This window comes from Paenibacillus hemerocallicola, assembly GCF_006265175.1.
GTDB classification, from domain to species: domain Bacteria; phylum Bacillota; class Bacilli; order Paenibacillales; family NBRC-103111; genus Paenibacillus_AB; species Paenibacillus_AB hemerocallicola.
In genome coordinates this window covers 1-12,138 of the sequence record NZ_VDCQ01000091.1, presented here as the reverse complement: position 1 = coordinate 12,138, position 12,138 = coordinate 1, and the positions used below count along the sequence as shown (strand labels likewise).

Genomic DNA, 12,138 nt, shown 5'->3' with positions numbered 1-12,138 from the left:
TGACTTTAAAATCGTGTTGTAACCGCTAAAATCTTATAAGACAACACGATTTTAACGGATGTGGAGCGCATTCCCCCACCTCTTGTCTCCGACGCTTCCTCTCTTTGCAGACTTTTTCAACAGCCTTATGATTTCCAGTCATTTCTGCGAATATCGCTTTTTATCTGAAAATAACTGCATATTTTCCAGTCCGCTGCCAAGGGCCGAGCTTCCGTTGCGTTTTGCAGGTCGGTCTTGCTAGAGAGTCGTTCACCGTGCATTCAAGCAAGCCGCAGCAAGGACGAATCAAAGGATGAGGGAGAAGATAGCGACGATGGGGAACGAACCGTTATTTGTCGGAGGCATGCTGTCGGTCACGTTCCGGCAATTGCAGGCTAAGGAAATCATAGAGTTGACCGCCAAGGCGGGCTTGCAGCTCATCGAATGGGGAAGCGACGTCCACGTGCCGCCCGGCGAGAGCGGCGTTGCCCGTGATACGGCGCGAATGACGGCAGAGGCCGGATTGCAGGTATCCGGCTACGCTTCTTATTACCGTGTCGGCGATGAGCCGGCCGGACAGTTCGACCGGGTATTGGAAAGCGCGCTGGAGCTGGGTGCGCCGTCCATCCGGGTATGGGCGGGAAGGTTGGGTTCCGCACAAGCGGACGAAGAGGTGCGCGGACGGACGGTAGAGGACGCGCGGCGTATTGCCGAACAGGCGTCTGCGCACGGGCTTACCGTCGATTTCGAGTTCCACAACAATACGCTGACGGATACGGTCGACTCGACCGTCCGGCTAATGGAGCAGATCGCCTCTCCGCATGTCCGCAGCTGCTGGCAGGCGGCGCTGGACGAGACGGCTGAGCAGCGGTCCGAAGGGCTTAAGCGGATTTTGCCTTGGCTGTCGACGATTCACGTATTCCATCTGGTCGCGAGAGAACGTCTGCCCCTGCGGGAAGGCGTCGATGAATGGAGAGGCTACCTGGACATTATCCGGCAGCTGGGCCAGCGGAGGTCCGTGCTGCTCGAATTCGTACGGAACAACGAGCCGGAGCAATTTATGCAGGATGCGGCGGCGTTGAACGCTTTGCTCGACTCCGTTAACCGTTCTGAATAGAAGTTATAGTCAAGTGCCGAGCACCCTCGCTCCGATTGCGGAGCGGGGGTGTTTTTTCGTGGAGAGTCCGGTGCGCTGCGGCGGGTCATCTATCGCCGCCTTCCCTCTATCTATTGCCGTTCCGATATCGGTATCGTCGGCTACGTCAGGCTGGCTAGCGTGCTGCGGTATCCGTTCTGCCGGAAGGCGCGGGGCGTCTCGCCGATTTCCCGCTTGAAAATCGTGCAAAACTGGGCGTCGTTGGAAAATCCGCACTCCATCGCCACGGAGGTGACGGACAGCTCCGTGTAGCGGAGCAGGCTGCGCGCCTTCTCCAGCCGCTTGTCCATCAAATAATGGATCGGCGAGACGCCGAATCGCTTCTTGAACAAATGGCGGAAATGATGGTAGCTGTAGCCGGCCATGTCGGCCAGCTCCTCGACGGATATTTTCTGATTGTAATTCTCGTCCATAAACGTGCGGGCATAGAGCAGATTGTCGTCCGGTCGGCTCGACTCTCCGGTCGTGACCGAGCGCAGATGCTCGATGAGAATTTCGCTGATCCGCAAATTGAGCTTCTGGGCATAATACGCGTTCTTCTCCTGCATCTCCGCCTTCATGCCGAGAAGCAAGCCGAGAACGGTCGAATCCGGGGTATCCTGGAACAGCCCCTGCTGCAACGGAGGCAGCTCGCGGCTGGCCAAGCTGAAGCCGATGAAGATGACGTCGGTATCCTCGGCCCGTCTCTCGTCGTGCGGCATACCGGCCGGAATGATCGTGTACGTATGGGGCTCGTACCGGTATTCGACATCGTCCAAACGGGTAAACCCCGATCCCGTTCTATAATAGACCAGTTCGTAGCAGCGATGCCGATGCATCGGCATGTACGTGCGGAGCGGCCGCAAAGCGTGAAAAATGAAATCCACTTGAGCAAGCATGGAACGCTCCTCCTTTCCGGGTCTTACCCGAGGATAGCCACATCGTATAAACAATGCGCCCAATCATGAAATATGGGGTGCAGCAGCTAGTGTAAGATGAATGTGAGCTTTAGCCCGATATAACAAATGATCCATTACTAGGAGGAATAGTACCGTGGTCGATTTTCCGAAACTATCGCAAGAAAAGCTGCTGCAGCGGCTGGCCCATCCGAAGCGCAAAGTGCGTATGGTGCTCGACACCGACACATTTAATGAAATCGACGATCAGTTCGCCGTCGTGTATGCGATGAAATCGCCGGAGCAGCTTCAGGTCGAAGCGTTCTATGCGGTGCCTTTTCACAATAAGCTGTCGACCGGGCCGCAGGACGGCATGGAGAAGAGCTATCAGGAGCTGCTTCAAATCCGCACCCATCTCCCGGAAATGTCCGATGTCCCGATTTACCGCGGGTCCGAAGCTTATTTGCCCGGTCCGGACGTCCCCGTGGAAAGCGCGGCGGCCCGGAATCTCGTAGAGCGCGCCATGGCCACCCCCGATGACGATCCGCTGTACGTCGTGGCGATCGGAGCGATTACGAACGTCGCGTCCGCCATTTTGCTAGAGCCTCGGATCATTGAAAAAATCGTCGTCGTGTGGCTCGGCGGGCATGCCCTGCACTGGCCGACCGCGCGGGAATTCAATCTGCATCAGGATTTGCACGCGACCCGCACGGTTCTGGACTGCGGCGTGCCGCTCGTGCTGATCCCTTGCCTCGGCGTTGCCTCGCATTTGCAGACGACGCTGTCGGAGGTCCGGGACTACGTCAAGGACAAAGGTCCGATCGGCGCGTATTTGTACGAGACGTTCGAGAACTGCAACAAAGACCATGTAGGGTATTCCCGCGTCATCTGGGATATTTCGGCGATCGCTTATTTGATCGACGGCTCATGGATGCCCAATGAGCTCGTGCACAGCCCGCTGCTCTCCGAGCAGTTCCGGTGGAGCTTCGACGCGTCGCGCCATTTTGTCCGTTACGTTCATTATATTCAAAGGGACCGCGTGTTCAAGGATTTGTTTGGCAAGCTGGGTTGAGCGATTTGTTCCGCGAGAAAGGCAAGACGTTCGTCGGCAGAGGAATCAAGGGGCGGCTGCGCCCCTCCTCCTGGGAAAGTCAGCCCAGCCACTCCACGAGCCCGATCATCGTTAGCGTTCCTATGATGAAGGCGAAGGTGGCGGGGATTTCATGGCCGTCGCCATGGCTTTCCGGGATAAGCTCCTTGTAGACGACGTATAGCATGGCTCCTCCGGCGAAGGCCAGTCCGTAAGGAATGAGCAGACGCAGCTCCGTGCCGAAATAATACCCGAGGCAAGCGGTCGCCCACTCCGTCGCGGCGATGGCCGAGGAGTACAGGAACGTTTTGCCCATTCCCGTCCGCCGCGTTACGAGAAACAGGGAGACGAGGAAGCCCTCCGGAATATTTTGCAGGCCGATGGCCGTCGCGACGAGCGTGCCCATGTCGGTGTCGCCGCTGGCCAAGCTGATTCCCGTGGAGAAGCCCTCGGGCAAATTGTGCAGCAGCATGGCGATGAGCAGCAGGCTATGACGTTCGTCGGACCGCGTATTCGAGTGGGACGGATCGGCATGGGGAATGTACAGCTCCATAACCGTGAGCAGCATCGCCCCGAGCAGAATGCCCACGGTCAACACATACATGTTGGAAAGCTTGAGAGCGGAAGGCAGAAGCCCATAGGTGGAAGCCGCGACCATGATGCCGGCCGTGTAGGCGAGCAGCACGTCTTTGCCGCGGTGGGAAATGTCGCGGAGAAACAAAGAAGGAAGAGCGCCGATCAAGGTGCATAAGGAAGAACAGGCAGCGAGCAGCAAAAACGTATTCATGGCACCTCCGGGACAAGATCAGACCTCATAGTAAAGCATATGTGCCTGTGCCGCTAACATGTCCGTAAGATCGGACGCGGATCATCGGCACGCCGCAATCAAGACTCCGAACGCCTACAAGGGCGAACGGGGTCTTTTTGTGTTCCCTGCTGGTACTCGCGAACAGTAGAACGACATTTATATGCCGGGCCGCAACAGCAGAATGGCATGCAAAATGGGAAAAGGGGCCGGACACGGTACCAACGTTAGGACAGGCGGTGGAGGGAAGTGGAGGCCGAAATGACGGAGTTGCCCCTTTCAGCAAACTTTCAGGTAACGCTCAGTCCCAATTAAGGACGCTCCGGGCACCCGGCCTTATAGTTAAGGAAGAAGCATAAGCGATGCGTCTGGAATAATACCGGCTCACTGGGAAGGAAGAGGAATCATGGCAATGAAACGTGCGGTCAAATGGGCTGTCGTTGCTGCGGTAATTGTCGTTCTGGGTGGCGGAGGCACTTATTATTTCGTCAAATCGGATCGTACGACGACCGCGGCCCAAAGCGTGGAATCGACGGCCAAGGTTCAGAAAGGCAACATCAGGCTCTCCGTGTCGGGCACCTCGCAATTTTCCACGCAAAACCTGCAAAACATCGCGGCTACGGCCGACGGGACGATCAAGACGATGAATTTGACCCGGAGCCAATCGGTCAAGCAGGGCGATATTCTGGTCGAGATTTCCAACAGCACGCTCGAGGCGAGCTTGAAGGACGCCCAAACTACGCTGGAGACGCTGCAGCAGGATCTGCAAGAATTGCTCAAGCAAAAGCAGAACTTACGAATCTCGGCTCCCGCAGGCGGCAAGCTCGCGCTCAATAATTTGGATGTCGGCTCCTCGGTCAGCAAGTCGGCGAAGCTCGGCACCGTTGCGGTCGTTTCGAAGCTGACGGTCAAGCTTCCCTTCGCTTTGGAGGAGGCTGCGCAATTTATATCCGGGGATGAAGTCGATCTGGCGTTTACGGGCTTCTCCTTGACCAAGACGGGCACCGTTCAATCGGTCGGGCAGACGGTGAAAGCCGACGCCTCCGGCAACCGGCTGGTCGAGGTGACCGTTGCGGTCGAAAACGACGGAACGCTGGCGGCGGACCTGGAGGCGTCCGGCACGGTTATCGCGGGCGGCCGGGAGCTGAAGGGGAAAGGAACCGGCAAGCTGGAGGCGCTGCAAACGGTCGTCCTGCTGTCCGGAACGTCGGGAACGGTCTCGGAGATGAAGAAGAAGGACGGAGATACCGTTCAGGCGGGCGATCTGATCGCAATCATCGTCAACGACACGCTGGACGAGTCGATTACGGCCAAGCAGGCCAGCATCGAGCGTCAACTGCGGACGGTCGAATCGGCGCAGCAGAAAGTCGACGATTTGACGATCAAGGCGCCGTTCGACGGCGTGTTTTCAACCGATTTCGCCAACCAGAGGACGAATGTACTGGCCAATTTTCCGGTCGGGGCAACGGTAACGTCGGGCAATTTGTTCGGCGCCGTGGCGAGTCTCGACGTGATGACGCTGCCGATTCAGGTCGACGAGCTGGATTTGGTCAACATCAAGCCCGGCCTGAAGGCGGAAGTAACGGTCGACGCCATATCCGGCAGAACGTTTCAGGGCGAAGTGCTGCAGGTGTCGACGGTCGGGACGACGACGAACGGCGTGACCTATTACGATGCGGTCGTGGCGGTGGACAATAAAGACCAGCTGCTGAAATACGGGATGACCGGAACGGCGCAGGTGCTCATCCAAGACAAGCAGAACGTGCTGACGATTCCGATCGAGGCGATCCGGCGTCAGCGCGGAACGACGACCGTTACCGTGAAGCGGGCCGACGGCACGACCGAAGAAAACGTGGCGATCCAGACCGGAATTCAGAGCAAAACGGCGATAGAGGTAACCGGCGGATTAAACGAAGGCGACGTTGTCGTCCTTCCCAAGAGCCGGAATACGACCACGACCAATCAGCAGCAGCAACAGCAAATGATGCAAGGCCTCCCCGGCGGCGGAACCTTCCCGGGAGGAGGCGCGGGAGGCGGAGCGGCTCCGGGCGGCGGTGCCGGCGGTGGCGCCGGAGGCGGCGCTGGCGGAGGTGGTCGATGACGATGAACATTATCGAATTGACCGATATTTACAAAACATACGGTCGGGGTGCCGAAGAGATCCAGATTTTGAAAAGCGTTTCGATGAGCGTAGCCGAGGGCGATTTCGTCGCCATCGTAGGCCCGAGCGGCTCGGGGAAATCGACCTTGATGAACACGATCGGCTTGCTGGATACCCCTACCTCCGGAACTTATACGCTGGACGGCGTCGCTACCGAGAAATTGAACGACAGCCAGATGGCGAGCGTCCGGAATAAAAAAATCGGCTTCATCTTTCAGCAGTTCAATCTGCTCTCCCGGCTCACCGCCCTGGAGAATGTAGAGCTTCCGCTCATCTATGCCGGGCTCGGCAAAAGCGAGCGCAGGGAGCAGGCGAAGCGGATGCTCGTGTCGCTCGGCATGGGGCCGCGGATCGATCATAAGCCGAGCCAGCTGTCCGGGGGGCAGCAGCAGCGGGTCGCCATCGCCCGCGCGCTCGCCGGCTCCCCGTCGCTACTCCTCGCCGACGAGCCGACCGGGGCGCTCGATTCCAGGACCGGAACGGAAGTGCTGGAGCTGATGATCCATTTGAACGAGCAAGGGAATACGATCGTACTCATTACGCACGATCTGCACATCGCGGATAATGCCAAACGGGTCGTCTCGATTAGGGACGGCGAAATTGTGGACGACAAGCGCAACAGTCCTCTGGTCAAGGAGGTGCAGCGGGCATGAACATTCTGGAGCTCGTCACGATGGCCATCCGGACGATTACGGCCAAGCCGATGCGCACGCTGCTCACGATGCTCGGGGTCATTATAGGCGTGGCGTCCGTTATTACGCTCGTCTCGATCGGGCAAGGCACGACCGAACAGATCGAGAAGCAGTATGAAAGCTTGGGCACGAACCTGCTGGTCGTCAACCTGATGGGCAACGGCCGCGCCCAGCAGCTCGATTACGAGGAACTGATGGAGCTGGAAATATTGCCGGAGATCGAATCGATCGCCCCGACGGTGACGAAAAGCGGTGCAAACGTCAAATACGATCGCGAATCGGAAAGCTACAGCGTGATCGGTACGAACGACCGCTATTTCAGCTTGATGAAGACCGAAATCGAATCGGGCCGGGAAATCGTCGAAGCCGACGTGGAATTTCGCAATCAGGTGGCGGTAATCGGCAGCGAGGTGGCCAAGACGCTGTTCGGCAAGGTCGACCCGGTCGGTCAGGAGATCAACATCGACGGAATCGTCTTCACGATCGTCGGGAAGCTCGCGCCGAAAGGCTCCAGCATCGGGGGAACGTCACCCGACAGCGCGGTAATCGTACCGATCGTAACGGCGATCCGGACGTTCAAGCTGGGGCAAATCCGGACGGCCTATCTCGAGGCGCCGGAGGTCGATCAGCTGACGGCCGCACAGACGACAGTCACTCAGTTTTTGACCGGCAAGTTCAAGAGCAGCAACGGGTTTCGCATCTCCAATCAGGATGAGCTGATGAATGCGCGCAAGGAGGCATCCAGCTCGCTGACGAACCAGCTGATCAGCGTCGCCCTCATTTCCTTGCTCGTAGGCGGTATCGGCATTATGAACATTATGCTCGTTACAGTCAGCGAACGGACGAGGGAAATCGGCATCCGCAAATCGATCGGGGCCCAACGCCGGCATATCCTGACCCAATTTTTGATGGAAGCCACCGTGATCAGCGGCTTGGGCGGGCTGCTCGGCCTGCTGCTCGGGGTTGGGGCCTCGCTGGGCTGGCCGATGGTGAATCCGGATCAGCCGACGAAGCTGTCCCTCGATTTCGGCTTGTATGCTCTGCTATTTTCCGTATTGGTGGGCGTCATCTTCGGACTGTATCCCGCAAACAAAGCATCGCGGTTGAAACCAATCGATGCGCTTCGATTTGATTAAGAAGCGGCGGCGCGCTACTGGCGCTTGCGTCGCCGTTTCAAGGACATGGAGGTCTTACAAGACTATGACGACAACGAGAGCAAGCGGCATGCTTCGCACGGCGCGAACGGCAGTCCTCATCCTCGCCTTGCTGTGCTTCGCCCTCGCGCCAATATCGGCGCAGGCCGGCAAGGAAGGCATATATGTAAGCGAGTCCGTCTACTTTACACTCGAGAAGGTGCGTTTGTCCGAAGGCTCCGAAGATTCGATACTGCGTTTCGCGGTCAAGCTGCACAACGGCTCGGCTTCGTCCGTAGATTACAACCAGTACGGCGTTCGCGTTACGGACAGCGACGGCTACAGCTACTCGGCGCAGCTGAGCGGTACGCAAAGCGCGCGGGTGCTGTCCGGCAAAGAACAGGAATTCGCCTACGAGTCGCGGGTGCTGAAGGGCAGCCAGGCTGAGCAGCTGCGCGTTACGGTATTTGCGTGGAGCTACGGATCGGGTATAGCCATGACGGATCTCGGCTCCTTCTCGGTGGCGAACGCGCTGCTGACGTCCGATGCGGCTCATGAAGCCATAGTGCCTTTGGCGCCGATGGACAGTGCGTTGTCCGCCGATTCCCGAGTGTCCTTTCGCATCGGGAACGAATACACCGTCTACGAGAACGGGGAATGGAACGTTTATATCGACCTGGTCGCCGGCAATTTGGGCGATACGGGCGTCACTTTGCCGGCCGGCTTGAAGATGCGGCTGGAGAACGCCGGGGGGCAGACGATGACGGTAACGGCCATCGACGGTGCCGACAAATCTCTTCTCCCGGGCAAGCCTCAACGGGTAACCGTTCAGGCGCAAATTCCCGATTCCGAATCGGCCGAAGGCTGGGCGCTGCAATTTTATTATATGAACGGAGAAAAGGCGACCGTGCTGGACAGCCTGGATCTTGGAACGGGCGGTGCCTCGTCCGCAACGGCCATCGGCGATTCGCGTCCGACCACGGATAGCCAGGGACAGGAAATCGTCTCGCTCAAGGTAGAGTCGGCGATCGTCTCGCAGAGCGGGGACGGGCAGTGGGTTCGCGTGGGCGTTACGGCAAGCAACAACGGCGGCCGCGTCGTGGCCGTCCCGAGCTTGTCCGCTTCTTACCAGTCGACGAATGGGGGCGTTACGGTCGCGGCGACCGATTCGGATACGCATGCGGCTTATTTGTCTCAAGGGGAGACCGAGGTTTTCTCGTTCAGCGCTTTGCTGCCGAAGGGAATATCGGTCGAAGAGCTGCAACTGGCCTTGTTCGAGACCAGAAACGCAAACGGCGGAACGAATAACGCCACGACCGGCGGTTCGGGTGCAAGCACGGGTACGGGCGCAAGCGGAACGACCGGATCCGCTTCGAGCGGCTCGGCGAACGCGGCCTCCTCCTCCGGCACGAAGGTGCCCGTTCTGATTGCCGGATTGGGCAAAGCGGAAGTATACGATCAAGGAACCGGAACGGACTACACGCTGGGCGACCGGATCGAGCTGCCGCTCGACAAGAAGCTTGACATTGCCGTTACGGAGCTGAAGCTGTACGACAATGAGAACTACGGGTTCAAAACGGCGGTCGCGAAGCTGAAGATCACCAATCTCGACAATACGGCCTATGCGCTGCCGGAGCTGAATTTGGATGTCGTGGGCGAGAACGGCTTGGTGTACACGGGGACAAGACAGGCGAACGTCATCTCGCAGCTCGCTACCAACAGCAGTTATATGGTCAGCTACTCGTTCGTCATGCCGGAGGCGGCGGACGGTCAAGCGGTAGCGCTCCGGCTGTACAACGGCAGCGATTCGATACCGCTCCATTCCGTCAAGCTGGCCATCGGGCAGGACGATACGGCGGACGATGTCTGGGACGTTTATCCGTACAGCATTACGGTCAACAGCGCCGATTTGCTGGTCGGCCAGTTGGGCACGACCTTCTCGTACACGATGAATTTCAACGTAGGTTTGGAGCGCAAGGAGCAGCTTATCGCGGATGCGTCGGTATCGAAGCTGCAATTCGAGATCGAGGATTCGTCCGGACTCGTGCTGTCGACCCAGACGCTGCCGTTCCAAGGCACGACCAAGCTGCTGGACGGCGACAACAGCATTACGTTTACGAATTTGAAGCTGAATCAATACAACTCCACCAACTACGTGAACGTTTACGAAATCGTGGATACACCGAACGGTATCGTGAAACGGAAAGTCGGAGAGATCAGGTAAAACCAAGAGATAACGCGGCGTGGCCTTTGGGCCGCGCTTTTTTTTGCGCGCGGAATGATCGGAGTTGCTTCGAGGCGATAGGCATAGGCGTTGCACGTCGGGTCCTTGTCAACGTGAGCTTTTCGGAGGCTGGAGCGGACTTGGACGGCCCATACTGAACAATAGTGAACATCATTAGCTTCATTGCGCATATCTGCGGATTTCATGCCCGTTTTCGCCATTAGCGAATCGGTTTGTTACTACTTAGGTGGCAGGTGACTCAGTCAGAGCATGGCCTGCAACAAAGCGCAGGACGGGGATACAGCCGACACAGGAACTCGAGCTAACGGACAGGAGCGACGCTACTTAAACGAATCGCCCTCATGAGTAAATGAGGTTCACTAATTCAATGGATGTGCTTTTCCTTATGGGTAAAGAAGGTATTTAAGCTCATATGTGGAATTCGTATCGTGCAGAATCGCGTTTATTGAATCAGATAACTTAGACGTAGGGGAGGCAGGGCAATGAAGCTAACGTTTGGGCGGCCCGAAGAAGCGGGGATGTCGGCGGATCGTATCCGTCATTTGGAGAAGGTGGTCGCCGGATGGGTGGAGAATAAGGCGGCTCCGGCTGCAGCGATGCTTGTAGCCCGCAACGGAGTTATCGTATCGCACGAGGCGTTCGGCCCGTTAACCCCGGAGCCGGGCTCGCCCGCATTGGCGAAAGATTCCATATTTCCTTTGGCCTCCTTGAGCAAGCCGGTTACGGCGACCTGCATGATGACACTGGTTGAAGACGGTTTGCTGGAGCTCACGGATTCCGTTTCCAAATATATTCCGGAATTTATCGGCGAGGGCAAGGACTCGATCAAAATTCATCATTTGTTGACCCACACGGCGGGTATGAGAGACGAGGACGTACATAACCATTCGTTGAAGGAAGAGGAGCGGCAAGCTGCGATCCCGGAACCGGAAGCAACGCAGCATCCGAATATCCATAAAAGGCTGCACAGAGGATATGGAGCGCCTTTGTGGAAGGCGCCGGGCACGGAAATGCGATATTTCAATTACGGATATTTGCTCCTTGGGGAACTGATTAGAAGATTGAGCGGCAGGTCGCTTCACGATTACGCTGCCGAGAGGATCTTCGAGCCTCTTGGCATGAAGGACACGTTCTTCGTCGTCCCGGATGACCGGTTCGATCGGGTGGTCGAACGGGATGATCAGCATTACGGGGGCAAGTGGTATTCCAGTCCGGATAAAATGCGGTTGCCATCGGCGGCGGGAGGCCTTTATTCCACGGTTATGGACTTGGCGATATACGGGCAAATGTTTTTAAATAAAGGCGTTTACGGGGACACGCGAATCTTAAGCCCGTTAACCGTGGGCGAGATGGTGTCCAATCAGATTCCGGGTGTACCCGCGGCACGCAATGACGAGGTTTATGTCGAAGCCAGCTGGGGCTACGGCTGGAATGTCAGGGGGCCGAAGCGGGATGACAGCGGGTCTTTGCGAACGGCCAGGGCGTTTGACCACGGAGGGGCCGGAGGCGTCCGCCTTCTCGTAGAACCGGAATACGGCGTGCTGTGGGTATATTTATCGATTGAATCCACGAAGCTGTACACAAGAAATTTATTCAACAATGTCGTGATGAGCGCGATCACCGTCTAGCTTGCCAATTCCACGAAGATCGATAGAGGCTTGGTTGGCTGAAACGTAAAGAAAGGACGGTCGCTTGACCGTCCTTCTCTATGCCTGCCTATCAGCTCGTTACTGCTTGGCCGGTTGTCCCGGCCTTGCCGTTGCCACGGGAACCGCCTGCGTCTCCGGCAGTGCCTTTGCCCCCGGGACCGCCTTTGCCGCCACCCGGGAAGCCGCCTTTACCGCCCAGTTCCCCTTTGCCGCCCAGCTCTCCGTTAACGAGTTTCGTGGCGTTGTCGGTCAGCTCGGTTTTGCGCTTGTCGGCTTGCTCCTGCGTAAGTTTGCCTTCGGTTACTTGTTTGCTCAGCTGCTCGGACTGAGTCTTTACTAGCAGGCTGACGACG

The 12,138-nt window shown here is 57.5% G+C and carries 9 protein-coding genes and 1 pseudogene; 7 read left to right on the top strand and 3 right to left on the bottom strand.

The window, feature by feature from the left end; genetic code table 11:
• The first annotated feature begins 292 nt into the window (after positions 1 to 292).
• Positions 293 to 1,096 carry a sugar phosphate isomerase/epimerase family protein gene (locus FE784_RS37015; RefSeq protein ID WP_139607285.1) on the top strand — a complete coding sequence of 268 codons (804 nt, stop codon included), beginning with the start codon at positions 293 to 295 and terminating at the stop codon, positions 1,094 to 1,096.
• A gap of 140 nt (positions 1,097 to 1,236) precedes the next feature.
• Here the strand turns inward: FE784_RS37015 and FE784_RS37010 are convergent, their stop codons facing one another.
• Positions 1,237 to 2,013, bottom strand: coding sequence for an AraC family transcriptional regulator (locus FE784_RS37010; RefSeq protein WP_139607283.1), 777 nt, complete (start codon positions 2,011 to 2,013; stop codon positions 1,237 to 1,239).
• Between the two features lie 154 nt (positions 2,014 to 2,167).
• Here FE784_RS37010 and FE784_RS37005 point away from each other — a divergent pair, with 154 nt between their 5' ends.
• The gene (locus FE784_RS37005) at positions 2,168 to 3,082 is read left to right on the top strand and encodes a nucleoside hydrolase (RefSeq protein ID WP_246132359.1); all 915 of its coding nucleotides are present in this window, start codon (positions 2,168 to 2,170) and stop codon (positions 3,080 to 3,082) included.
• Between the two features lie 79 nt (positions 3,083 to 3,161).
• Here the strand turns inward: FE784_RS37005 and FE784_RS37000 are convergent, their stop codons facing one another.
• Complete coding sequence (locus tag FE784_RS37000) at positions 3,162 to 3,887, bottom strand: ZIP family metal transporter (protein WP_139607281.1); 726 nt, start codon at positions 3,885 to 3,887, stop codon at positions 3,162 to 3,164.
• 424 nt (positions 3,888 to 4,311) lie between these two features.
• Between FE784_RS37000 and FE784_RS36995 the strand changes: the two genes are divergently transcribed.
• From FE784_RS36995 to FE784_RS36975, 5 genes are all read left to right on the top strand, one after another.
• Positions 4,312 to 6,006, top strand: coding sequence for an efflux RND transporter periplasmic adaptor subunit (locus tag FE784_RS36995; protein ID WP_139607280.1), 1,695 nt, complete (start codon positions 4,312 to 4,314; stop codon positions 6,004 to 6,006).
• 2 nt (positions 6,007 to 6,008) lie between these two features.
• A complete protein-coding gene (locus tag FE784_RS36990) occupies positions 6,009 to 6,719 on the top strand; it encodes an ABC transporter ATP-binding protein (RefSeq protein ID WP_139607319.1) in 711 nt (236 codons plus the stop codon).
• A complete protein-coding gene (locus tag FE784_RS36985) occupies positions 6,716 to 7,894 on the top strand; it encodes an ABC transporter permease (protein WP_139607278.1) in 1,179 nt (392 codons plus the stop codon). The genes FE784_RS36990 and FE784_RS36985 overlap by 4 nt, the downstream gene beginning before the upstream one ends.
• 64 nt (positions 7,895 to 7,958) lie before the next feature.
• Complete coding sequence (locus FE784_RS36980; RefSeq protein ID WP_139607272.1) at positions 7,959 to 10,115, top strand: hypothetical protein; 2,157 nt, start codon at positions 7,959 to 7,961, stop codon at positions 10,113 to 10,115.
• Between the two features lie 503 nt (positions 10,116 to 10,618).
• Positions 10,619 to 11,764 carry a serine hydrolase domain-containing protein gene (locus tag FE784_RS36975; RefSeq protein WP_139607271.1) on the top strand — a complete coding sequence of 382 codons (1,146 nt, stop codon included), beginning with the start codon at positions 10,619 to 10,621 and terminating at the stop codon, positions 11,762 to 11,764.
• Between the two features lie 91 nt (positions 11,765 to 11,855).
• Here the strand turns inward: FE784_RS36975 and FE784_RS41375 are convergent.
• A pseudogene (locus tag FE784_RS41375) lies at positions 11,856 to 12,138 on the bottom strand (hypothetical protein); the annotation flags it as partial.